A 22,990-nucleotide genomic window follows, 5' to 3' on the forward strand; every position below is an offset into this window, starting at 1 on the left:
AGTAAGAGAGTATCTATTTACCGGGGATGACCGTCCCGCCACAAACTCTGAAACCTGGATGTCAGTTTGCAGACTGGAGGATACCAACGGAACACTTTTATGCAACTGTTCCCCTTCCAATCATAATGCTACCCCCTAAAACCGAGATATCTGCGTTCGTGGTTATGCTTCTACTAATCATCTCAGTAGCAGCTCCAGCGATGGCTGCGGGTGAAACTGCCGAAGAACCCGCATCGGTTGATAGCCCCCTCGTCGGGGCCACGGATGACCGTTTTGTCAGTTCTGCGGAATTCGTCAACTCCTCGGCGAACCTCTCTGTCTGGAAGCGCGCCGCCCTCCCGCTGCGGGTCGATACGTCAACGAGCGCGACGCAGGTCAAGGGCCCGGAAACGTTCGTTAACGTGACAACGCTTGAGGACGGCGAAGGCCCGCTGAACAAACGAACAATGGCGGTGTACAACACGAGTTCGACGATTTCAGTGGAGTTCAAAGAACGGACACCCACCGCTAACACGACGCAGTTCAGCGGTGAAAACGTCCAGCTCGTTGTCGCCCGCGCCAAGGACTCCGCAAACACGAACGGCCTCGATTCGAACATGACGACCAACGAGGCCGTCAATCTCCTTCTGGCGCAGAACCTCTCCTCGGAGGACGCAAACGAGAACTTCACCTTCTACGAACCGAATTCCAGCCAGATCGACTCGGAGGGAGCAGTTTCGTTCAACCGCACACCGGATGAGCCCGGCCAGTACGCGTTCGTCCTCGTCGCATCCACCAACGGAGATGCAGTTACGGTCGACCAGGGGAATATCTCCCTCACTGCCGACGCACGTGTACTCGGCGTCGACGGCGCGCCCGTTCAGAAAGCCCAGGCAAGTGCGACACCCCAGAATACACCGGTCAATCCCGGTGAGAACATCAACTTCACCGTCGACGCAAACCTCGATGCAACAGCGGTGAACCACACCGTCGTCGTGTACAACGAGTCTGTGCTCAGCGACCAGTTTTCGACGGTGACGATCGACGATGAGATCGACAGCGACCTCACCGCCGACAACGTAACTATCGAACACAGCGTGAAATCGGTCGACGGCGTCGCCAGAGTCGAGAGTGGTGCCCAGGTGATGGGCGTCGACCTCGCTGACGGGACGGTGAGCCGGTCGGTCACCATCGCGTCCCTGATCGACTTCCTCGCGAACGAGACGAACCGGACAGCACCCGAAACGACGGCCACGGGCGATGTCGTCTTGAACGCCTCGATGACGTCCGTCGTCGACCAGCCGAACTCGACGACCGTCGACGTCGGCACGTCGGCGAACTGGACGAACGGGACCTACAAATACGTCTACATCGCCTCGACCAACAACTCGAGTCAGTTCAGTACGACGAAGGGGACTGTCGACGTCGGCAAGGAACCCGCACCGACGCCGACACCTGTTCAACTCAACATCACTCTCAATCGGACGGACGTCGAAGTTGGCCAGGCAGTTGAGGTCAACGTGACCCGAGACGACGACGAATCGGCGGTCGCCGGTGCCACAGTCACGATCAACGGCCAGACTGTCACGACCAGCAGTAACGGGGAGGCCGTGCTCCGACCGTCGTCGACCGGGGATCTCATGATCAATGCGACGAAAGCGCCGACGCAGACGACGAACTTCCGCAAGGCTACCCGCACACTCACCGTTGCGGCTGCCCCATCCGGGGGCGGTGGTGGTGGGGGTGGCGGTGGTGGTGGTGGGGGTGGCGGTAGTGATGCCTCAGCTACCCCGGTCGCCACGAACAGCGGTGCGACGATCAACTTCCGGAACACCCGGAGCGGAGAACCGATCTCAGTCCGGGTACCCAACGTCGCGTCCGAGCAGTCGGCCGTCACTGCAATGGAGGTCACGACGACGTTCTCCGAGAGCCGGTTCCGTGTCGAGTTCACGAAGCCACAGGAGGAATCGCCCGAGGGATGGCCGAAACTCCCACCGGAGAAAGCAGATGATATCGAGTACTTCACTGCCGATGGCATCGGCCTCTCGGACGACCGAATCAGCGAGGTGACCTTCACGTTCACGCTGGCCGAGAGCGAGGTCCCCGACGACCGCTCGAAGGACGACGTCCGGCTGTTCCGGTACGTCGACGGTGAGTACGTCGCCCTCGAAACCACCCACGTCGGCGGCAACGAGTTCCGCGCGAAATCGCCGGGCTTCACCGTCTACGCGGTCGGCGTTGTGTCGCCTGCGGTAGCGACGGACACGGCAACGCCGACGGCGACGACGACGGCGGCGCCGACGGAGACCGAGACTGACGTGACGGCGACGGACGAGACTGCCACGGCACCCATCCCTGAGACGCCTGAAGATGGCGGGTCCACCATCATCATCATCGGCATTGTGCTCCTCCTGATCGTGCTGTTGGGAGTCGGCGTCTACTTCGACCAGCAACGGTAAGCGCCTCCCGGTCCTTCGGCAGTCCAGACACCGCTATCACTCCCATTCCCACCGATATACAAGTGACCCGAACCTACGTTGAACACGAGTCGACCGATGCAGAACCCCAGTCCGTGGTGAGTGCTACGAACGTCCATCGGACCTACACGAGAGGACCCCAGGGTGGACTTCTCCGACGCAACCGTACCGCAACCGAAGTCAGGGCACTCGACGGCGTCTCCGTCTCGGTTGCACAGGGCGAACTCGTCGGGATCGCCGGCCCGAGCGGCAGTGGGAAATCGACGCTCCTCCACCTCCTGGCCGCACTCGACACGCCAACCAGCGGACGCGTCGAGATCCGGGGAACGGACACGGCTGGGCTGTCGGCCCGCGAACGGAGCACGCTGCGACGCGATCACATTGGCATCGTGTTCCAGCGGTTCCACCTCCTCTCCTCGCTGACCGCCCAGCAGAACGTTGCGTTGCCGTTAATTGAATTGGGCGTCGGAACGGGGGAACGGCGTGACCGCGCGGAACTGCTCCTCCAGCAGGTCGGCCTCGGCGATCGGCTGGACCACAGACCCGGCGAACTCAGCGGGGGCGAACAGCAGCGCGTGGCCGTTGCGCGCGCGCTTGCGGGCAAGCCTGACCTCCTCATCGCTGATGAGCCAACGGGAGAACTGGACTCGAAGGCCGGCGCGAGAGTTCTCGATCTGTTAGAAGAGCTTTCCGAGAAGCGGGCCGTCGTCGTCGCCTCACACGACCAGGCAGCTCTCGAGCGCGTCGACCGCGTCATCCGCCTCCGAGACGGCACGGTTGTGAGTGATGCGTAGGGCAATCGCCCTGCTCAAACTCGGCGTCACCCAGACAATCGGTCGGATGAGAACTGCAGAGGCTCGCCGACTCGCGCTGACGGCTCTCGGCGTCGCACTCGCTGTGGCACTCATGGTAAGTGTGACGAGAGTCGCCGTTGGACTCGCCTCGGGGTCGACGGTCCAGAGCGAGGGCGTCGATTACTGGATCGTCCCTGAGGGTGGCTCCGCGTCGAGCATCGCTGTCTCCGTCGAGGGACCCCGACTCGGCGTGGTTCACCAGACCGCAGCGAAGATCCGGACTGACGAACGCGTCACCTTCACGACGCCGGTCCAGCTCCAGATCCTCCGGTTCTCGGCGGGGAACACGACCGAATACGTCCTCGTTGCCGGCGTCATCGTACCACCGGAGGGTAACCAGGTGGTCGGGCTGCCGACAGGCTCACTCGCACCGGGTGATCCACACTATGCCAACGGGAGTTACAACGGGTCGTGGACTGGTGAAGCGGTGCTCAGTTCCGCCGCCGCCGAAGTGCTGGAAGTCGAGTCAGGTGCAACGGTCTCGCCCGCAGGCACGGACCGATCGTTCCGTGCCGTCGAGGTTGCCGAGGCGGACATCTCGACGGGTGTTGGTCCTGTCCCAGTGATGCTCGTCCACCTGAGTGAACTCCAGCGCCTGACGAACACTGCCTCTGGTGACCAGGCCGACCAGATCCTCGTGAGTACGAACGATCCCAGTGTCAGATCCACGCTCGCCGGCGTCTATCCACGGACGGAGGTACTCACCCGCTCGGGTGTTGGCCGGGCGAGCGTGTCCACGTCGAGCCTCCCGTTGGCTGTCGCGATAGCGGCGCTTCTCGCCGCGGTGAGTATCGGTGTGCTGTTCGTCGCCACGCTGATGGGACTGGACGTAATCGACAACCGGGGGACGATCGCCGCCCAGGGAGCGATGGGGTTCTCCCGTCGTTCCCAGACGATCATCGTGCTCGCACAGGTGCTGACCATCGCGGGCATCGGCGGCCTCGCTGGCACGCTCCTCGGACTCGTAGGCATCGTCGGTATCAACGCGGCCAGTCACGCCATCGTTGGCGTCCAGGACGTCGCACAGTTCCACCCGCTCCTGCTGGCCTACGGCCCCGTTGTCGCGCTGGGTATCGGCCTGTTGGCAACTCCCTATCCTGCGTGGCTCGCTCGGAAGACGGATATCCTGGAGGTGCTCGACCAGTGAGCCACCGGGGGCTGCTCCGCACGACGCTCACACGAGTACGCGGCGTCGTCGGTATCGCCCTCGCACAACTGCGACACGACCGAACGCGGACGGTGCTCGCGGTGCTGGGTATCACCCTCGCAGTGCTCGCCATGACGTTACTCGGTGGGGTCGGAATCGGCGTAACCGAGACCGGCGAGGAGAAGTTCGACGCGTCCGGGCGGGACCTCTGGGTGACGGGTGGCCCCGTCCGACTCGCGCCCGGGACCGTCGGCGGCTTCGAGAACACGGTCCTCGACGCCCACCAACTGAGCGCTGCTATTGCGTCGCGGGAGGACGTGAATACGGCCGCGCCGATGGCGTTCCAGACGGTGTACGTGAGCACAGATGGCGAGAGTTGGGAGACTGTCGTCGGCGCCGGCGCACCTGCTCGCGGCGGCTCGGTCCAGGTGACCAACGGAACGCACTTCCAACAGGGGGACGTCCACTACGCCGGCGGGAACTACTCCGGCCCGATGACCCACGAGGTGCTCATCGACGAGCGCATCGCCTCGCTGTTCAACGTCTCCGTGGGCGACAGCCTCTACATCGGCGGGACGATCGCCGACGCCAGGCGCCACGAGTTCACCGTCGTCGGCGTCTCACCCACGTTCTCCCGATTCCTCGGCACGCCGACGGTGACCCTGCATCTGAGCGAACTGCAGGAAGTAACCGGGACGACCGCAACCGACCGCGCCTCGCTCATCACTGTCGATGTGGCCGACGGCGTCGACTCGGCAACTGTCGCGACGCAGATCGAGCGCGACCATCCGGGCTACGACGTTCGAACGAACCGCGAACAACTGGAGGCAACGGTGGAGCGGCAGGCGGTCATCCTGGCCAGCGGCGGGAGTCTCGTGGTGCTGGCCGTGCTGGCCGGCATCGCGCTCACGGCCAACCTGATGGTCTCGGTGGTCTACCAGCAGCGCCGGGAGTTGGCAGCGCTGAAAGCACTCGGCTCACGAACGAGCACCCTCGTCGGCGTCGTCGTCGTGCAGGCGCTCTGCCTGGGCGTGCTTGGCGGGGCGCTGGGCGTCGCGGCGACGATCCCCGCAGCCACGCTCCTCGATGCCGTCGCGGCTTCGCTCGTTGGCTTCGAGAACGTCGTGCGGACCCCGCAGTGGGTGCTCGGTGCGGGGTTCGCGATTGCGGTTCCAATCAGTCTGGCCGGGGCGGCGGTCGCCGGCTGGCAGGTCTCGAAACTCTCGCCGGTTGATGGGATGCGGTGAGGTCAGCCCCGAATTGCTGTTCTCGTTCTCTCCGATGGAGAACGGCTCACCAGGCGTTTGCAGTTTTTACAGGGTTTACAATGTTTGCACAGTATGCAAGGCCGCGCGTGGGTCGACTTTCGAACCGAGACGCACGCCTTCCCTACTGGAGACGGTTCGCCACGCTCCGGAGCAGATACCGCGCCCCAGGCGCCCCATCGTACAGCCAGACAACACCGGCGACGGCTGTCAGGCCGATCCCGAACCAGATCCCGTTGCCGAGTTCGATTGCAAGTAAGTGCCCGACAATCGACCGGCTCCCTTCCTCGTACGGACAAACGCCGAACACCGGCCAGAGGAGATACCGCAGACAGGTCGGTTCCCCGAACAAGAGCGGGTATGCGTCTGCGAACAGGTGACTCGCCCAGCCAACGAGGAACGCAGTCGCGGTGACCAACTCCGCGCGGTTGCGATAGATCGCGTACAACACGCCGGCGACGACGGCGAGCGTCAGCAACGAATGGGCGAAACTTCGACCGGACGGGAACACACCGAACGTCCAAGCCATCGGTTTGTCGATGAGGTCCGGGAACTGCGTCCCGACCGCGAGTGCGAGGACCGCAGCCCCGACCGGCGGCCCACGATAGCTGAGGCGGCTGTAGAGGGTGTAGCAGAGATAGCCGACCGCTGCGTGTCCCCAGGGAAGCATTCAGTGGAGAAACCCCAAGCCGACAGAAAGGCGTGTCGACTCCTCATCGTGGTCCAGTCACCCTTCCAGTACTGAATCGGGACGTTCGAAGGCGACACCCTCAAGATGCGTATGCTCTACACGTACCCAATGGCAACGGCTCGGCGACAGCGGTTCATCCGGGCGACGCTGGCGTGGCTGCTCGGCGCCGCACTCGTCCTCTCGCTGCTGTCGAGTCTCACCTACGAGCTGTTTTTCGTCGTCTCGCTCATCGGCCTGCTCGTGGTCGTCGAACTCACAGCGCCGTTCCGCGTGACGCCGACGTGGCGCTCCCGGCTCAAATGGCTCATCGCGCTCGGGTTGGCGGTGTTCGGCTACATCGTCATCCGGCGAATCCTGGAAATCCTTCCTCCAGGGGTGATCTAAGTGGCTGCCGACTGGCTTCCCGAGGGGTGGTCCACCCCCCAGCTACTGCTCGTCGCGCTGGTCCTGACGGTCGCCCTGACTGGCGTCGTCGCCGCGAGCACATCACAGTCCGCCCTCGGCGCCTACAACCCAGCCTGGGACGGTGCCAGCGACCTCCGGGACCTCGTCAGCGACGAGGGCGCAGAATCGCTCGTCGCCCTCAACACGACGAGCTATACCACGACCGAACCGAACGGGACCATCGCCGTAATCCTCTCACCAGACGAGGCGTACTCCCCGAGTGAACGAACCAGAGTCACGTCGTTCGTCGAACAGGGCGGCACGCTCGTCGTCGCCGAGGATTACGGCCCGCACACCAGGCCGCTGTTGGGGGCGCTCGGTGTCCAGACGCGCATCGACGGCGCGCCGCTGCGTGACGAACAGGCGTACTACCGCTCACCGGCGTTCCCGCTCGCGACGAACGTCAGCGAGAGCCCGGAGACAGCCGGTGTCGACCAGCTCACGCTGAACCACGGAACGAGCCTCCGGACCAATCGCTCGATCAATGGGACCACAGTACTCGCCTCCTCTTCGGAGTTCGCTTATCTCGACCGTAACCGGACCGAGAGCCTCGATGACTCCGAGGAACTCACCAGTCGGCCGGTCGTCGTTCGCGAGACAGTCGGGGAGGGAGCGGTGTACGTCGTCGCCGACCCGAGTCTCTTCATCAACGCGATGCTCGAACGGCCGGGCAACGCACAGTTCGCCAGGAACCTCTTTGGGGCCCACGAGCGGGTGCTCCTGGACTACTCACATCTCACCGGAACGCCGCCGCTGATGCGCGCCGTCCTGATACTGCAGGGCACCCCGTTCTGGCAGGTTCTCCTCGCGGTTCTCGGGCTGAGTGCGATCGTCTGGAACGGTCGACTGCGTGAGCAACTGGTCACACTCCGAGACTGGGCCACCGCCCCCGAAGAGCAAGCAGGTGGGCTGGCGCTATCTGAAGCCGACCCCGACGCGTTTCTCGCGTCCCTCTCTCGGCAGCATCCCGACTGGGACGAACAGCGGCTCCGTCGCGTGATGCGAGGTGTTATACGGAACGCCGAAGGAACAGGAAGCGATGAGTGATCCGGCTACGTTCTACGATGCCGTGCGCGAGGAAGCCGGCACGGTGTTGATCGGCAACGAGGAGGTTCTCAGAGGGCTCTCGATGGCGGCGCTGACCCGCGGCCACGTCCTGCTGGAGGGCGTCCCGGGCGTCGCCAAAACCACGATTGCGAACCTCTTCGCTCGCACGTCCGGCCTGGAGTTCAACCGGATCCAGATGACCCCGGACATCCTCCCTGCGGACATCACTGGCACTCACATCTACCGGGATGCGACCGGCGAGTTCGAACTCCAGCGTGGCCCGGTGTTCGCCAACGTCGTCGTCGCCGACGAGATCAACCGCGCGACGCCGAAGACACAGAGCGCGCTGTTAGAGGCGATGCAGGAACGGGCTGTGACCATCGAGGGCGAAACCCTCTCGCTTCCGGACCCGTTCATGGTCATCGCGACACAGAACCCTATCGAGATGGAGGGGACGTTCGCCCTCCCCGAAGCCCAGCGCGACCGGTTCCAGCTGAAACTCACTGTCGACATTCCCGACCGCGGTGGTGAACGGGAGCTGCTGGACCGATTCGATACCGACCCGGATCTCGGCCCGGCAAGCGTCAGTCAAGTTCTCTCACCGGCCGACATCGCGGAGGCGCGGGCGGGCGTCGTCGACGTGCACGTTGCCGACCCCGTTCGCGAATACATCCTCGACCTCGTTCGGGCGACGCGGACTTCCCCGGATGTCGAGTATGGCGCCTCGCCACGGGCAAGCCTCGCGTTCCTCAACGCGGGGAAGGCCTCGGCCGCAATCAGCGGGCGGGAGTACGTGATTCCGGACGACGTCAAGGCGCTCGCGCACCCGATCCTTCGCCACCGGCTCGTGCTCAGCACGGACGCGGAGCTCGGCGGCGAGACAGTGGACGAGCTGGTTACGGGCTTCTTGGACGCGGTGCCGGTGCCCGAAGAGATTAACGAGGAGGAGATGCTCCCGCGCGAGCAGTCGGTTGAGTAGCTGACCAGATAGACCGTTTGGCTCCAACACCGAGCCTCGCTTCAGGGTCGGTGGAAACAGGAGTTCTATATTCGGAACCGCTCTATACAGGTGTAACTGTCTCTGAGACGAAAAAATGGGATTCACTTATGAGTACGTGAATAGACACATCAGTTGAGACGGATAATGAACGACACGTACTGCCCGTACTGCGATGGGAACAGAACACTGATCCAGACCGTCCCGTGGCAAGAGGACATCTGTTCGGAATGTTCTAACCCGATATCTCCCGAGTAAGGTCGTTCTGCTGTTGAGGATCCCGTGTGAACAGAACTGGGATCGATGCCTATCAATTGTGCAGATGCGTCACTCCAAACCAGACCCATCGACCGCTTCCTCGGGTCCCCACCGACAGGTCACGACCAGCCCCTCCTCAGTCCGGGTCGTTTCGAGGCGGACTGGGGCCGAGAGTGATTCGCCGAGGGCGACAGCGAGGAGCGACCCGAGCGGGTTATCGGGCGCCTCGGCGTCGGCGTACACCGCTTCCGAGAGGACGAGCGTCGCCCGCCCATCATCCGAGTCGACAGAGCTGTCGACTGTCCGTGCCAGTTCGAAATCCTCGACGAGCGCGTCACCGACCTGGTCGACCACGATCGGCGGTGTGGAGCCGAGCGACCCAGTTAGCGAGCGTTCGAATTCGCGGAAGAGCGTCGACCCGGTCGGGAGGAACGACGCCCCGCGCTCATCCGACTGTGCGCCGACGACGAGTGGTCGGTCCAGCGACTCCTCGTCGGGAATCGTGTACTCTGCGTGCTGCGGGATGAACAGCCGCGACGTTGGTGTTCCATCCACTGGCACGTACACGGACGTCTCCTCGAGACCCAACTGCCCGGTGAGGTCGCCGAGCGTCTCGGCCTGGGCGGCGTAGATGCGCTCGCCCGTTTCGGCGGCGACGAAGCGCTCCGGGGTGAGATAGCGGGTAAGTACGGCGCCGAACAATCCGATCGCGCCCAGCACGAACAGCACGTCCCGCACAGCCGGGAAGAGCGCCCCGCCGAGTACCGCAGCCACGCCGACGGCGCCGAGGCCGAGCGATGTTCGACGATAGCTCGCCTGGCGGGCCCGACTGTACTCCGTCCGGAGCCGTTCGTTCTCGGTCCGGAGCAGGTCGACCTGCGCGCGGAGGTCCTCGAGTCGGTTCGACTCCTCGTCCGTTCGCGCCTCACCCTCGGCTAACTGTGTCTCACTCATCGACCAGCCCGACTACCACGAGTTCGTATCTGTGAATCACGTAGCTAACACCCGCTGTGAGGCCCGCAAGCACTGCGGTCGTTTCGGTCAGGCCACCCATCGACGACTCGCCGATGACGAACAGGGCGGCGTAGATGGCGACGATGGCCAGGAAGAGCACCCCCACTGACCGGTCATGTTCGGTGAACACCCCGGCCACGAGGTAACTGGCCAGCACCAGGTGTGCGGGGATTAGCGGTAGCCCAGCTATCTCGCCAACGCCGAGGAGCGCAACCGTCCCAGCGATGAACGCGAGCAGCGGTCCACCCGCGACGAGCGCCACTACCGGGACAAAGGCGATAGCGATACCAACTGGACCGCCGAGAACGCCGAACACGGCAACAGTGGCCAGCGAAGCCAGGACCGCTGGCGTTGCACCCACGACGCCGCGGCCCCGCGGCGCCACCACGAGCGGCGTCTCACTCATTACTGGAACAGTTCGTACACACGTATTTGAAGATACTGAAACGGTGAGTCGGTGTCGATGCTGGCGTCGACAGGTCAATCCGTCAGTCTGTTCTGCGACGCCGCGAAGCGAGCAGCGCGTCGAGCCTGTCGCCCGGTCCGAGTTCGTACGCCTCCGTTCGTGGGTTCCGAGTGATGGTTCGACGGAACGACTCGAAGGATGCGTAGCGGTCGTAGGCTTCCGTCAGGTCGGCCATCGCGCCCGGTTCGAACAGCACCCGCGGCGTGAGAAACAGCGAGAGGTTCCCGTTGTTGCTGCTGACCAGCGATGCGGTGTCCCGGAGTCGGTTCCCGCCCGTATCCGTGGTGAGCAGCACCAGCCAGAGCTGGCCGCTCGTCTCGGCCAGGATGCGCCGAACCGATTCGAACAGCGGGTCCGACTCGATACGGTGGATGTACGCATCGGTGTCTGCGAGGAACGGCTGGACCGTCTCCGCGAACGCTGAATCCTCGCCCGCGAGCTGATGAGCCCCAGAGCGCGCTTCGCTCGGCCGGGTCAGATTGGCAGCACTGCTCACCGTACTCGTCGGCGATGTCTCGGACTGTGTCGGCTCGAGATCGTGGAGGGCGTTCCGGAGATGCTGATAGCCGACCGGGGAGGTGGTCGGGCTCTGCTGGACCGTCACACCGTGGTCGCCAATCGCGTAGAGCCCCAGCGGGTCGTCGAAGGACTCGGCGGCGCGTGCGTAGCCGAGGGCGACCTCGCGAGCGTAGTCGAGCATCGTCTGACCCGGTGGTCCGACCACCATCCCCTGGCTGTGGTCGACAGCGATGATGGTTTTGCGGTCGGTTTCGGTCTCGAAGTCGCGCACGTGGGGTGACTGCATCCGGGCCGTGGCCTTCCAGTCGATCTGGTCGAGCGAGTCGCCGGGAACGTACTGTCGGGACTCCTCGGGGATCAGCCCGCCCGCCCCGGTTCCGGCCGGATGCTCCCCGTAGGCGGAGATGCGCTCGCCGCCCTGTCCGACGTGCAGGCTCCGTGGCTGGCGCGGGTCAACTCTGAGACGCTCGTCGGTCTCAACCGGGACCGTTTCAGTGACAGTTTGCTGGCTGTTCTCCAGTCTGACGGTTGCTGGCGGGACGTCGAACATCCCTGCGACCGGGAACGAACACGAGAAGGTGGTCGCAGCCACCGTTTCCCCGGGTTCGAGAGAAAGAGTCGGGCTCGTTTCCTGTGTAATCGCAGCACCCGGAGGCAGCTCGACGGATAGCTCGATAGCTGCTCTGGCGGGGCTCGAGAGGATGACCTCGGCCGTAATCGAGAGCTCCTCATCGACGACGACACTGTTTCGAACCGGATTGACGTCGACGGTGAGCTTGTCTGTCGCCTGCTGGAACTCCCTCGTCGCCGTGTACTGGCCCACGAGGAGCCACGACGCCAGTCCAAGGCCGCCGAGAACGGCGACTGGTTGCTGTGCGACGATGCCCAGCCCCGCGAGGAAGGCGCTCGCCGAACCGACGTGCCAGAAGCGGGGCGTGGGACGCATAGCACGACATGGAGCATATCGGTAGTTCAAACTTCTGTTCGGCGGAGCACCAATAACCGAGCGTTCGACCACCTCCTGCAGGTTGTGATCAGACAAGCAGACGACTATGAAGAGATCGAAGACGTCGAACGAACCCTTCCGATCGGGATGTACCTCGCCATCTCAGTCGCGATTGTGATTTACGAGGCTTTCCATCGTTGGTGTGAACCCAGTCATACAGTAGAGAATGAGAGCAATCCAATTCAGAGTTTCTAAATCTCAGAACAAACTCGTTAGTTGATATGTCTGTACAACATATCGAATCTCGTCTTCATCCGAACTGCTGTCCCCTCTTCATAGTGATTACGGCGAATAGTGTCATCGACGGTGTCGAACGCCGCCGGTTCAGGGGCTCCCATCACCGACACGGATGGTCACGGCGGGACAGACTCGCAGTAATCACTATCAGTCACGAGTCTGATTTGACGAAGTCGATGGCACCGAAGAAGTAGAAATTTTGTGCTAGTGAGGAGTATTACCCACCTCGTCTCACGTTACGCACTCATCTGAATACGATCATGACTTTGGATGCCAGTCGAGAAGAGCAAGACCCAATTCCGACCGACGTCAGCCGCGGGTGGATGATCGACACTACCTACGAATGGGAGCGTGCCCTCTCACTCACAAACACGCCGACACTGCTGAGGGTGGAACTGAATTGTAACCCACGACCGGCTACTGAGATGACCAGATGCTTCAAATGGGTTGGCTCTGTGGAGTCTACATGGGAGATATCCCTGAGCAACTCATCGGCGACGCCTACGAGAGCAGTCGAACCTGGTCGGTCCTGGAATCCCTGACGGACATCGGTAACCGGATGGCGGGACAAACCGGTGAAGCCGAGGGGGCGGAGTTCATCGCGTCGACGTTTACTGGCATGGGGTTCCGACAGGTCGAATCTACGGAGTTCCCCGTTCCGGGCTGGTGGCGAGGAGAATCTACGTTGTCGGTCGACGCCGAGTGGGAGCGGACGTTTGAGCATCCCCACGAACTGATAGCACTCCCAGGATCGCCGTCAGGGAGTGTTTCCGGACGGATAGTCGACGTCGGGACGGGTGTCCCGGAGGAGTTCGACGCAGTCGACGTGACGAATGCGCTCGCGCTCGTGTCGATCGAGACTCCCGACGACTACGGCAGGTGGGTCCATCGGACGGAAAAGTACGGTCACGCTATCGCGAACGGCGCCGATGGATTTCTCTTCTACAACGGTATCCCCGGCTGTCTGCCCCCGACAGGCAACATCGGTGGGGACGATCCCGGAGCAATCCCCGCCGTCGGTCTCTCCCAAGAAGTCGGCAGGCGGCTCGCCCGGGCCTGTGGGAGTGGAACCGTCGGTGCGACGTTAGACGTTGAAGCAGAGAGCGAACGAAGCACCTCCCGGAACGTCGAAGCAGTCATCGGCCCGGAAACGGACGAGGAGATACTGCTGACCGCACACGTCGACGCTCACGATATTACCGAAGGAGCGACAGATAACGGCGTTGGCTGCGCCCTCGTAACCGAAGTCGGCCGGCTGTTACACAATCATATTGGCAATCTCGAAACCGCAGTTCGACTGGTCGTGTTCGGATCCGAGGAAATCGGCCTTCGAGGGGCCCGCCAGTGGGTCGAGACACACGACCTCGACTCGGTGAAATGCGTCGTCAATGTCGATGGAAACGGTACCTGGGAAGATGTTACTGCGTATACGCACGGACACGACACCATCGCCAATGCGCTCCAATCGGTTGACGAGTCGCTTCGGCCGTCGATGACCGTCGACGACGAGTACCTCCCACACAGTGACCACTGGCCGTTCGTGCAGAACGGTGTCCCAGGAATCATGATCAGGTCGGAGTCGACGACTGGTCGCGGCTGGGGTCACACACACGGTGACACGCTCGATAAACTCGATCCAAAACCCCTCCGCGACCTCGCCATCGGCATCGCTGCAGGAATCAGTAGCCTCGCAGACTCGGACCGCCAACTCGAACACCAGTCGATTTCGCGGGTTCGAGACGATCTGATCGCGGCAGGGCAGGCGGCAGGGATGCGTGCAGCGGACGACTGGCCATTCCCGGAGTGACATCCCCGATCAGCAAACTGCGAGGCTCCACGACTACAGGGGTAATTAAAATGACGATCTTTGCTCCCTGGAAGTTACGCGTATCGAGTTTATTGGGGTTGTTCGGCACGGTTGCAGTTAACGGAGACGGCATCTGTGACGGTAACCGAACCGGACTCGTGCATTCGAATTCGAGAAAATGACACCAGATCACCCAGTTCACCACCTGTTTCACCTCAAGAAAACCCAGAGGCCGCAAAAACTGGTTACAGGCTTCCGCCCGGAATCAGCGTCGGTGAACACCCGTGCTACCGCGACCCAGAGGTTTATCCTGTGTACTGCGCTCTGTGAGCGCATGCGACTCTCACTAGACGGACATACCGCGATCGTGACGGGTGCAGGGGCAGGAATCGGCCGGGCGACGGCCTCGCTGTTCTCCGACCGTGGGGCGACGGTCGTGGGCCTGGACATCGACACGAACCCCCACGACGACGGCCCACACTTCGCGGACGTCGTGGCGGACGGCGAGCTCGTAGTCGGCGACGTTTCCGACCCCGACGATGTGGACCGGTTGTTCGAAACCTGTCGGACGTACGGCGAGCCCAGCATCGTGTTCAACAACGCCGGTATCGGCAGTCGCGGAACCATCGAGGAGATCAGCCTGGAGATGTGGCGCGAGATGTACGGCATCCACGTCGAAGGTGCCTACCACGTCTGCAAGCGGGCGCTCCCCGGGATGGCTGAACGGGGCGACGGCAGGGTGGTGAATATGTCCTCGGTCGGTGCGCTCGTCCCGTATCAGGAGTCCGCGGACTACGCCTCCGCGAAGGGTGCCCTCGTGAGCATGACGCGACAGCTCGCAGCCGACTACTCGGAAGCGGGGGTCAATGTGAACGCGGTCGCACCGGGAATCATCCGAGCAGACCTGGAGAAATCGGATCTGGAGGGGAAAAGCGCCGATGAGCTGGGCGATCAGGCCCGACTCGTCGACGCCACTCGCCGCACGCTTCTGCCGACCATCGGCGACCCAGCGGACGTGGCCGAGGCCGTCGCGTTCCTGGTGAGCGACGCCGCTCGTTTCATCACCGCGCAGGTGCTGCCCGTCGACGGCGGCTGGTCAGTTTAGCCACCCCTGGCAGATTCGAAGAGCGCATCGACGTCGTCGAGTCGCGTCTCGACCGAGCCGATCGTCCTGCCGACAATCTGGTCTGTCCTTCGGACCGGAGGTGATGAAACCCGAACCCCGGTATACGGGATCATTTGCGACGGGTTCGTGCCGTGGGCAAGTGGGGGACAGAGCAAAGAGGAATCGGCGAGATGTGAGGGCATGGAGTTCGGCTACGGACTGCTCACTGCACAGCGCCCCCCGGAATCCGACCGAAGCTACGAGCAGGTGTACGATGAGACGATCAGGCTCGCTCAGCTCGCCGAGGAACAGGGGTTCGACGCCGTCTGGACCTCGGAGCACCACTTCTTCGACGACGGCTACTCGCCGTCGGTACTCCCGTTGTCGGCCGCCTTGGCGCAGGCCACTGATCGGGTGGATATTGGAACGAGCATCGCGTTGGCGCCGCTGTACGACCCGGTACGGCTGGCAGAGGACGCAGCGACGGTCGACCTGCTCTCGGGCGGACGCTTCCGATTGGGCGTCGCCAACGGGTATATCGACCGGGAGTTCGAGGTATTCGACTCACCCAAGGCCCAGCGGGCCAAACGAGTCGTCGAAACGGTTGAATTCTGCCGTCGTGCCTGGCAACCCGGTTCGTTCTCGTTCGACGGTGACCTGCTCCAGTACGAGGACCTCCGGGTCGAGCCCACGCCTGCCGACGGCGGCCCACCGATCTACCTCGGTGGCACCTCCGAGGCAGCCGTCGAGCGAGCGATCCGACGTGCGGACGGCCACATCGGCATCGTCTACTACGACGAGGCGGAGTCCTATCGCTCCTCGTACGCCCAGTTCCGGGACAACGCCGACCAGTTGGCCGGCCGGGTCGACGAGGACTTCACGACCGCGTTGATGCAGTACACCCACGTCACGCCCGACGCCGAAGCTGCCTGGGACGAGCTCCGCCCCTCGCTGGTCTACTCCCGGCGGAAGTACGCCCAGCACGCCACCAACCGAGATGCTTCCCGCTGGGAGCTCGATACGATGAGCGACGAGCGACTCTCACGGCTTCGTGACGGCGCGCTCGTCGGCGACCCCACGACGGTGATCGAGCGACTCCAGGCGTACGAGGATGCGGTCGACGGCGAACTTCACGTGCTTGCTCGAATGTGGCACCCACTGCTGGGGTACGAGGCCCACGCCGACGCACTCCGCCTATTCGGCGAGAAGGTAATCCCCGCGTTCGAGTGAACACCTGGATCGGACGAACCGGATCACCCCAGCCGAAATCCCGTAGCGTCAGATAGCGATTACCGATGTCGATACCGTCACCCGGCCGCGTTCGTTCGAGTCATCGGTTCCAGTGAGCAACGCGACCAGCGGGGTCCGAGCAGATTCTTATCAGTTTTCTAATACTAACAACGCCGGAACGCACCCTGGAAGGCGCGTAACTCACACAGCCGCAGTACACTTTTCAGGACTCCCGTCGAATCTTACCCGAATGGACCGACGAACGTTCCTCGCTATCGGCATGGCCAGCGTCGCGGGGGGGCTTTCCGGCTGTTCGGGCGTGCTCGGGCAGCGTGATTCCCAGGAGTCGGTAACCGTCGAGAGCGTCGCTGTCGGCCCGTCACCGGGTGGCGAGCTGTCGGTTCAGCCCGAGGGAACGGCCGCGCTCCTGGATTTCTTTGCGACCTGGTGTGCACCCTGCAAACCCCAGATGTCGACCCTTCGTTCGGTTCACGAGACGTTCGATCAGGAGTCCCTGTCCATGCTCTCGGTCACGCAGGAAACGGATACCGACGCGGTCAAACAGTTCTGGCGGAAGTATGACGGGACCTGGCCGGTCGCGGTCGATGCGGATCTCGTTGCCTCACGTCGATACGACGTGACCTCGATACCGACGCTGATCGTGCTCTCGGCCGACGGCACGGAGCAGCTTCGTCACGTCGGTCTCGCCAGCGAACAGCGGCTCCGCGACGCCGTCCAGGACGCACTCGACCACTCTGAGGCCTGAGATGCTCGCGATCGAGGCGCTCTCGATCGTCGGGTTCGCGTTCGTCGCCGGGTCGGTCACCTTTCTGGCTCCATGTGCGTACCCCCTTCTTCCGGGGTACGTTTCGTACTACCTGGGCCGAACGACCGAAGGTGACGGCTCACCACGTGCGGCGGAGGGGCCCACGGCTCGCGTTCGGCTCGGCAGCGCGCTCGTCGTCGGCACGCTTGTGAGCCTCGGCGTCTTCGGGAGCTACGGTCTCCTCGCGGTCGTGGTCGCCGTTTTCGGGACGCGATTGCTCGGTAATATCGCCGTCCTCGAACTCGTCATCGGCGGGCTGCTCGTCGGTCTCGGGACGGCGATGGCCGCCGGCATCGACCTCCCGACACCCACGGTTCAGCTGCCGACCAGGCGACGGTCGGGACTGAACTACGTGGGCTTCGGCGTGCTCTACGCGGCCGCGGCGGCCGGCTGTACCGCCCCGGTTTTCCTCGCTGTCATCGCCGTCGCATTCGGGGCCGGCGGCGGGGTCGGCGTCCTCACGCTCCTCGCGTATGCAGGCGGCCTGGCGCTCCCGCTGATGGGCGTGACCGTCGCGACCGCATTCGGCCGCGACGCACTCGTAGGCAGGCTCGCGGGCCGGACCGAACTGATACACCGCGTGGCCGGCGTCCTGCTGGTCGTCGCCGGTCTCGTCCAGCTCTACTTCTACCTGTTCCGCTTCGACGGCCTCTCGTCGCTCTGAGAGACAGTCGGTAACTCAGAACCCTGCGAGCCGGTGTCCGCCGACGGCTCAGTAGTCACACAGCCAGTCGAGCGTGCCCCCGCTGGAGTAGAGCCGTGTCTCCGGTTCGAACTCTCGCCAGGCGAACCAGTAGAGCTGGAGCGCATCCGCCACTGGTTCGAGCGTCGAACCCTCGTGTGCCCCGGCGACAGCACGACCGTTCTCCATCCGCCACCGTGTGTTGCCGCCGAGTATCTCGCCGGGCTCACCTGCGGAGAACTGGAGTACCTCCCCGTCCACTCGGCGGTCGTACGCGACGAGACGGTCCTCGGCGGTCGCCGCGACGACGATCGGTCGCCCGCCAACGGTATCGTTGATCACACCAGCAGCGGAGACGCGCTCGAGCGGGTAGGCGACCGCCTCACCGTCGTGGCGGACGCCGAGCACCTCGGCTTTCGGGTGTAGCTGGTCGTCGTAGCTGTCGGCGCCGCCGACGACGCGGTCGTTCGTGGCGTACTCGCTGTACGGGTCCCGGCTGTACGGGGCGGCTTCAGATACCCCGACCGTCTCAGAGAGCGGTGCCGGGAGCAACACGTCGGTTTCAGGGTGGCGGCGTTGCCACGTCTTCCATGTCGTGAGTTCCGACGGAACGAGGCGCAACGTCGACCCGGTCAGCGGTCCACGGATCGCCTTTCCGAGCAGCTGCGCCCAGAGGCTCTCTGTCGGCTGGTCGTAGAGCACCTGATTCGACCGGTAGAGCAGGCCGGAGACGCCGAAGGTCGTGGGCTGGCCATCGACGACGCGTTCGGCCGTGATGGCGCTACCACACAGCGGACAGAAGGTGACGAGGAGTGGGCCACCGAACTCGTCGTTGATTGCCTCGTGCCAGTTCAGCACCTTCAGCGGGTAGGCCCGGGCGCGGCCGTCCCGGACGACACCGACGACACGGTCGGCCGGCCGGAGCTCCACGGTGAACTCGAACTCCTCGCCGGTGCCCCACCAGACGCCGGTGAGCACGATACCCTCCCAGTCGGGCCCAAACGCCGGCGCAGTAATCGCCGGGATCTCGTCTCGGCGAGCGGCGCGGACGAGTTCCGACCTGGGGACGGGGAGCTGTTCCGGTTCCCCTGGTGTGGGTCGTGCTGTCTCCGGCGACCCGCTACCGCAGCCCCCGTGGATTTCACCGAGACAGCCTGCGCTGGTGGCCGAGAGCGTGGCGGCTCCCGCAGCGAGGAGGGCACGTCGGTTCATCGATCCATCCACCCCATTGGTGGTAAAACGTCCGAACGGAACTTCAACGTGTCGCGGGAGTGCACGCCGACGACATCGGCTCGGCGTAGAAACACCACTACCGACTCCCCGACGGACTCTCCGAACAGAAACAGAACGGTCGAAAGGTCGGGAAACTCAACTGGAAGTCACCAGGAGAGTTCCAGAGTATGACGTATTCACAGTCTGGCTTCGAACTCAAAAATACGAGTGGCCGACACGCGACACTCTGGCTCTCCAAAATCGGAAATATCAAAATCCGCTACCACCGCAAGATCCCTGACGAAGCAGAGATCAAAGAAGTCACGATCAAGAAGGAGACAACCGGCGACTGGTTCGTCTCGTTCGGACTGGAAACCAACGACGCTGACTTGCCCGAAAAGCCTGACGTGGACTCGTTGGACGCGAGCAACAGCATCGGTGTTGACCTCGGCATCCTCAGATACATCCACACTTCGGACGGTACGACCGTGGATTGGCTCACCCTCGACGACGAATACGAGCGTCTGCGACGTGAACAACGCAAACTCTCACGGAAAGAACACGGTTCGAACAACTACGAGAAACAACGGCAGACCGTCGTCAAAGTCAAGCGTCACATCCGGCGGAAGGTGCTGGACTACCAAGACACGATAACAACGTGGCTCGTCCGTGAGTACGACGCGGTATTCGTCGAAGACTTGGACGTGAAGGAGATGTTAGAGCAGTCGCACAACGCCCGGAACAAGCAGGATGCGGCGTGGCGACAGTTCATCACCCTCCTCGAATACAAGGCGGTGTTGTACGGCACTCACGTCGTGCAGGTCGACGCAGCAGGAACGACCAAAGAGTGTTGGTCGTGCGGTGTGGAGACATCCAAGCCCATTTGGGTTCGAGAGCACTCCTGTCCGAGTTGTGGGTTCGAGTGTGACCGGGATAGGAACGCAGCGATGAATATCCTGCAACGCGGCTTTTCTGAACTAGGGCTGGAATGGCCCGAAGACACGCCTGTGGAGACTGCGCTCCCGACGGACGCTCATTCAGTGTCTGCAAAGCGCGTCATCGAAACAGGAAGCCCCACCCGCAACGAAGCCACACCAGTGGCTGAGTAGGATAGGGTAGTTCACTACACGTAAGACACGTTCGACGCTGTTTCGATTCCCGTGACGTTCGTCTCTGAATCAACCGCAGCGTACAGCCAATACCGCTCGTCATTGAGTCGGATCACGGTTTCAGCAACCGCAACGTAACCCGGGCTCTTGTCTTCCTCGGGCAGTGGATCGGCCTTGTGAACCCAGTTATGAACGGGAGATTGTGCCCGCTTAACACCAAATATCTGAAAAATAGAAACAGTATCGAAAGTGATAGTCCAGCAAGGTGGAGCTGAATACTGAGCTTCATTAACAGCCGCGGTGTTGCCTCTCGTTTCACAAAATCTAACTCGATTCGGTCGATACAACCGTTGAGGCTAGCGTTTCTGGAATGAACAACTTAGAAAACGCTATGGCTCACCTTTCACTCCGTATCTGACCACGAGGCTACTCGGCGGCGACGCCGAGGGTTGCGTCAAGGACGTCTCGCACCGCCGTCACCTGTTCGTCGTTCAGTTCGACCAGCGGGGGCCGCACCGCGTCGTCGTCGATGACCCCACGTTCGACCAGCGCCACCTTCGTCGTGGGCGCGAAGCCGTATTCGAGTGAGGTGTTGAACAAGGGTGCGATGTGGTCCAACTGGAGGTCACGCGCGCGACCGATATCGTTCGCGGCCGCCGCACCGATTGCCTCCGACATCACCGCGGGGAAGTAGTTTGACACCGCATTGATCCCGCCGGTGGCCCCCATCGAAACGGCCGGGACGAGCTGGCTGTCCCAGCCCTGGAACAGGTGGAAGTCCTCCCCCGTCCGCCGGATAATCTCGAGCAGATGTGTTAGGTCGCCGCTGGAGTCTTTCATTCCCGCGAGGTTGGGGTGGTCTGCAACGGCCTCGACCAGGTCGGCGTCGATGGACTGTCCGACACAAGAGGGGATATTATACAGGATGATCGGGAGTTCGGTCTCCTCGAGGACCGCACGAAGGAACCGCTCGTTGCCAGCGGGGTCGTTTGCCCCGTGGAAGTACGGCAAGGCGACCAGGACGGCGTCGGCGCCGCAGTCGGCCGCGACCTCGATCCGCTCCAGCGTGCCGGCGACACTCGAATCGACGGCCCCGGGGAGGACGGGCGCAGCGTCGGCGGCGTCGACACTCGCCGAGACGGTCGTTTCGTACTCGTCGAGGGTGAGGCTGGCGAACTCGCCGGTCGTCCCGCAGGGGACGAGACCGTCCGCCCCGTGGTCCAGGACGAACGCCGAGAGATCCGCCACCGCCTCGGCATCGACCGAGCCGTTCGAAAAGGGTGTTACCGTCGGGACGAGCGTGGTTCCGTACGCCGAATTCGCGGGTGCAGTTGGCATATCCTCGGCTTTGACGGCCAGCCAGTTAGCCGTTCCCCAGTTGGTCGGGCTCGGCTCGACGTCTGCCGAGCAGGGGCGAGAGTCGCCAGTGCGGCCACCAGCGTCAGAAAGATGACGCCGACGGTACCGTGTGGCAAAGTTTCATTATTGCCGCCGGTAGATTCAAACCGTGGACCTCACGACTCGACGACGGCTTCTGCTCGTAGCCGTGAGCGTGCTACTCGGAGTCGTTCTCGCAGGCCCACTGGTCGCGAGGTCGCTCTCCCCGTTCAGTCCGCTCGCCGTGCCGAACCCGGTGGTGTTCACTCCGGTTATCGGGTTGTTAATCTACTGGTGGACCGACGGTATCGAGGAGGTGCTGGCAGTGCTCGTCGGGACGATGCTGTTCGGGACGATCGTCGTCGTCGGGTTCCTGTCGATTCCGGCGTTCGTTCTCGATGCGTCCGTCGCCGGTCGTGGCGCCGTCTATCAGAGTAGTATCTTCAACACGCTCGTCAAGATCATCTTCGCGCTGCCGTTCGTGGCGATCACCGTTGTGTTCGCCTCACTGGTCGACACCGAACTCGGATTGCTCGAGCGGTACCACCCCCGGGGAAAACCGACCCGGCGGCTCGTCGCAGTCACGGCGATACTGGCGCTCGTCGCGCTCGCGGTCGCGGGCGGCCTCGGAGCGAACTACGCCTCCGTCGCCGCCCAGAGTACGGCCGAGGTCGAGGTTGTCGGGGTTGACACTGCCGGTGAGGCAATCGAGGTCGAAGTCCGCGTGCCCAACCGCCTCCGAACGAACATGTACGTTCGATCGATCGTCGTCGACGTCGCCCTGAACGAATCCACCCCACAACGGGGTGTCTCGCTCACGCGGTCGTGGATCGACGAGGGAAGCTCCCGGACGTTCGTCGTCACGGTCGAGGAAATCAGTCCGGCAGCCTACCGCGATGCGGAGTCGGTCAGTATCACTGGCATCGTCCGAATCGAGGCGTTCAGGACCTACGAAACCGGGCTCCGAATCGAGCCCTGGACCCGCGAGAGCGCCTGAACTACGGCCAGATCTCTTCGAGCACTCTGAGCGTGTTGCCGCCGAGCACCTTCCCGATCTCCTCGTCGGCGTACCCCTCACGGACGAGGTAGCGAACGAAGTTGTGCCAGGCTTCGGTGGGATTGTCCATCCCTTTGACGTACTCGATACCCTCGATGCCCTCCGGAGGACCGGAGTCGAACAGCCGGTGGAGCCCGCGGTGGTCGCCGTACATCGCGTCCGGACCGAGCGAGACGTGGTCGAT

20 protein-coding genes and 2 pseudogenes are annotated in these 22,990 nt (G+C 63.2%); 14 read left to right on the plus strand and 8 right to left on the minus strand.

From position 1 onward, the window contains the following. Positions 1-125 precede the first annotated feature (125 nt). From V5A38_RS08895 to V5A38_RS08910, 4 genes are all read left to right on the plus strand, one after another. The gene (locus V5A38_RS08895) at positions 126-2,438 is read left to right on the plus strand and encodes a hypothetical protein (protein ID WP_332325406.1); all 2,313 of its coding nucleotides are present in this window, start codon (positions 126-128) and stop codon (positions 2,436-2,438) included. Positions 2,439-2,500: 62 nt separating this feature from the next. Then, positions 2,501-3,250: an ABC transporter ATP-binding protein gene (locus V5A38_RS08900; protein ID WP_332325407.1), complete on the plus strand. Its 750-nt coding sequence runs from the start codon at positions 2,501-2,503 to the stop codon at positions 3,248-3,250. Further along, a complete protein-coding gene (locus tag V5A38_RS08905) occupies positions 3,243-4,457 on the plus strand; it encodes an ABC transporter permease (protein WP_332325408.1) in 1,215 nt (404 codons plus the stop codon). Before V5A38_RS08900 ends, V5A38_RS08905 begins: the two co-directional genes overlap by 8 nt. Beyond that, positions 4,454-5,704, plus strand: coding sequence for an ABC transporter permease (locus V5A38_RS08910; protein ID WP_332325409.1), 1,251 nt, complete (start codon positions 4,454-4,456; stop codon positions 5,702-5,704). The genes V5A38_RS08905 and V5A38_RS08910 overlap by 4 nt, the downstream gene beginning before the upstream one ends. Before the next feature lie 142 nt (positions 5,705-5,846). Here V5A38_RS08910 and V5A38_RS08915 read toward each other — a convergent pair whose 3' ends face one another. Next, positions 5,847-6,392: a metal-dependent hydrolase gene (locus tag V5A38_RS08915; protein ID WP_332325410.1), complete on the minus strand. Its 546-nt coding sequence runs from the start codon at positions 6,390-6,392 to the stop codon at positions 5,847-5,849. A 129-nt stretch (positions 6,393-6,521) separates the two neighbouring features. On the opposite strand from V5A38_RS08915, the gene V5A38_RS08920 reads away from it, so the two are divergent. From V5A38_RS08920 to V5A38_RS08930, 3 genes are read left to right on the plus strand one after another with little or no spacing between them, the layout of a single operon-like run. Next, positions 6,522-6,797, plus strand: a complete 276-nt coding sequence (locus tag V5A38_RS08920; RefSeq protein WP_332325411.1) for a hypothetical protein — start codon at positions 6,522-6,524, stop codon at positions 6,795-6,797. Beyond that, positions 6,798-7,904 carry a DUF4350 domain-containing protein gene (locus V5A38_RS08925; RefSeq protein ID WP_332325412.1) on the plus strand — a complete coding sequence of 369 codons (1,107 nt, stop codon included), beginning with the start codon at positions 6,798-6,800 and terminating at the stop codon, positions 7,902-7,904. Next, complete coding sequence (locus V5A38_RS08930; RefSeq protein ID WP_332325413.1) at positions 7,897-8,883, plus strand: MoxR family ATPase; 987 nt, start codon at positions 7,897-7,899, stop codon at positions 8,881-8,883. The genes V5A38_RS08925 and V5A38_RS08930 overlap by 8 nt, the downstream gene beginning before the upstream one ends. A gap of 345 nt (positions 8,884-9,228) precedes the next feature. On the opposite strand, the gene V5A38_RS08935 is transcribed toward V5A38_RS08930, so the two are convergent. The 3 genes from V5A38_RS08935 to V5A38_RS08945 form a co-directional block, all read right to left on the minus strand. Continuing rightward, positions 9,229-10,113 (minus strand): hypothetical protein, encoded by an 885-nt coding sequence (locus V5A38_RS08935; protein WP_332325414.1) that lies wholly within the window; start codon positions 10,111-10,113, stop codon positions 9,229-9,231. Continuing rightward, on the minus strand, positions 10,106-10,579 hold the full coding sequence (locus V5A38_RS08940) for a hypothetical protein (protein ID WP_332325415.1): 474 nt from the start codon (positions 10,577-10,579) through the stop codon (positions 10,106-10,108). Before V5A38_RS08940 ends, V5A38_RS08935 begins: the two co-directional genes overlap by 8 nt. Before the next feature lie 82 nt (positions 10,580-10,661). Further along, positions 10,662-12,104, minus strand: a complete 1,443-nt coding sequence (locus tag V5A38_RS08945) for a DUF58 domain-containing protein (RefSeq protein WP_332325416.1) — start codon at positions 12,102-12,104, stop codon at positions 10,662-10,664. Between the two features lie 763 nt (positions 12,105-12,867). Between V5A38_RS08945 and V5A38_RS08950 the strand changes: the two genes are divergently transcribed. From V5A38_RS08950 to V5A38_RS08970, 5 genes are all read left to right on the plus strand, one after another. Next, positions 12,868-14,208, plus strand: coding sequence for a M28 family metallopeptidase (locus V5A38_RS08950; protein WP_332325417.1), 1,341 nt, complete (start codon positions 12,868-12,870; stop codon positions 14,206-14,208). 334 nt (positions 14,209-14,542) lie between these two features. Next, a complete protein-coding gene (locus V5A38_RS08955; protein WP_332325418.1) occupies positions 14,543-15,313 on the plus strand; it encodes an SDR family oxidoreductase in 771 nt (256 codons plus the stop codon). Positions 15,314-15,514: 201 nt separating this feature from the next. Beyond that, entirely contained in the window at positions 15,515-16,543 is a 1,029-nt protein-coding gene (locus V5A38_RS08960; protein WP_332325419.1) for an LLM class flavin-dependent oxidoreductase, read from the plus strand. Between the two features lie 250 nt (positions 16,544-16,793). Next, positions 16,794-17,309: a TlpA disulfide reductase family protein gene (locus tag V5A38_RS08965; protein ID WP_332325420.1), complete on the plus strand. Its 516-nt coding sequence runs from the start codon at positions 16,794-16,796 to the stop codon at positions 17,307-17,309. A 1-nt stretch (position 17,310) separates the two neighbouring features. Further along, the gene (locus V5A38_RS08970; protein ID WP_332325421.1) at positions 17,311-18,033 is read left to right on the plus strand and encodes a cytochrome c biogenesis protein CcdA; all 723 of its coding nucleotides are present in this window, start codon (positions 17,311-17,313) and stop codon (positions 18,031-18,033) included. 48 nt (positions 18,034-18,081) lie between these two features. Here V5A38_RS08970 and V5A38_RS08975 read toward each other — a convergent pair whose 3' ends face one another. Further along, positions 18,082-19,263 (minus strand): DUF3179 domain-containing protein, encoded by a 1,182-nt coding sequence (locus tag V5A38_RS08975; protein WP_332325422.1) that lies wholly within the window; start codon positions 19,261-19,263, stop codon positions 18,082-18,084. A 65-nt stretch (positions 19,264-19,328) separates the two neighbouring features. Here V5A38_RS08975 and V5A38_RS08980 point away from each other — a divergent pair. Then, positions 19,329-20,372 (plus strand): annotated as a pseudogene (locus tag V5A38_RS08980) (transposase); the annotation flags it as partial. A gap of 56 nt (positions 20,373-20,428) precedes the next feature. On the opposite strand, the pseudogene V5A38_RS08985 reads toward V5A38_RS08980, so the two are convergent. Together V5A38_RS08985 and V5A38_RS08990 are read right to left on the minus strand one after the other, a co-directional pair. Further along, positions 20,429-20,715 (minus strand): annotated as a pseudogene (locus V5A38_RS08985) (IS6 family transposase); the annotation flags it as partial. An 83-nt stretch (positions 20,716-20,798) separates the two neighbouring features. Next, positions 20,799-21,710, minus strand: a complete 912-nt coding sequence (locus V5A38_RS08990) for a dihydrodipicolinate synthase family protein (RefSeq protein ID WP_332325423.1) — start codon at positions 21,708-21,710, stop codon at positions 20,799-20,801. 169 nt (positions 21,711-21,879) lie between these two features. Between V5A38_RS08990 and V5A38_RS08995 the strand changes: the two genes are divergently transcribed. Then, entirely contained in the window at positions 21,880-22,746 is an 867-nt protein-coding gene (locus tag V5A38_RS08995) for a hypothetical protein (protein WP_332325424.1), read from the plus strand. A gap of 1 nt (position 22,747) precedes the next feature. Here the strand turns inward: V5A38_RS08995 and V5A38_RS09000 are convergent. Then, positions 22,748-22,990 (minus strand): membrane dipeptidase (locus tag V5A38_RS09000; RefSeq protein WP_332325425.1); only part of this gene is annotated, 243 nt, incomplete at its 5' end.

It is taken from the genome of Halolamina sp. (genome assembly GCF_036626355.1).
In the GTDB taxonomy this organism is placed as follows: Archaea; Halobacteriota; Halobacteria; order Halobacteriales; family Haloferacaceae; genus Halolamina.

Bases quoted from the DNA above. Each gene is read 5' to 3' on its own strand.
- V5A38_RS08895 (WP_332325406.1), top strand. From the start codon at position 126: ATGCTACCCCCTAAAACCGAGATATCTGCGTTCGTGGTTATGCTTCTA.
- V5A38_RS08905 (WP_332325408.1), top strand. From the start codon at position 3,243: ATGCGTAGGGCAATCGCCCTGCTCAAACTCGGCGTCACCCAGACAATC.
- V5A38_RS08915 (WP_332325410.1), bottom strand. From the start codon at position 6,392: ATGCTTCCCTGGGGACACGCAGCGGTCGGCTATCTCTGCTACACCCTC.
- V5A38_RS08920 (WP_332325411.1), top strand. From the start codon at position 6,522: ATGGCAACGGCTCGGCGACAGCGGTTCATCCGGGCGACGCTGGCGTGG.
- V5A38_RS08930 (WP_332325413.1), top strand. From the start codon at position 7,897: ATGAGTGATCCGGCTACGTTCTACGATGCCGTGCGCGAGGAAGCCGGC.
- V5A38_RS08935 (WP_332325414.1), bottom strand. From the start codon at position 10,113: ATGAGTGAGACACAGTTAGCCGAGGGTGAGGCGCGAACGGACGAGGAG.
- V5A38_RS08940 (WP_332325415.1), bottom strand. From the start codon at position 10,579: ATGAGTGAGACGCCGCTCGTGGTGGCGCCGCGGGGCCGCGGCGTCGTG.
- V5A38_RS08945 (WP_332325416.1), bottom strand. From the start codon at position 12,104: ATGCGTCCCACGCCCCGCTTCTGGCACGTCGGTTCGGCGAGCGCCTTC.
- V5A38_RS08950 (WP_332325417.1), top strand. From the start codon at position 12,868: ATGGGAGATATCCCTGAGCAACTCATCGGCGACGCCTACGAGAGCAGT.
- V5A38_RS08955 (WP_332325418.1), top strand. From the start codon at position 14,543: ATGCGACTCTCACTAGACGGACATACCGCGATCGTGACGGGTGCAGGG.
- V5A38_RS08960 (WP_332325419.1), top strand. From the start codon at position 15,515: ATGGAGTTCGGCTACGGACTGCTCACTGCACAGCGCCCCCCGGAATCC.
- V5A38_RS08965 (WP_332325420.1), top strand. From the start codon at position 16,794: ATGGACCGACGAACGTTCCTCGCTATCGGCATGGCCAGCGTCGCGGGG.
- V5A38_RS08970 (WP_332325421.1), top strand. From the start codon at position 17,311: ATGCTCGCGATCGAGGCGCTCTCGATCGTCGGGTTCGCGTTCGTCGCC.
- V5A38_RS08975 (WP_332325422.1), bottom strand. From the start codon at position 19,263: ATGAACCGACGTGCCCTCCTCGCTGCGGGAGCCGCCACGCTCTCGGCC.
- V5A38_RS08990 (WP_332325423.1), bottom strand. From the start codon at position 21,710: ATGCCAACTGCACCCGCGAATTCGGCGTACGGAACCACGCTCGTCCCG.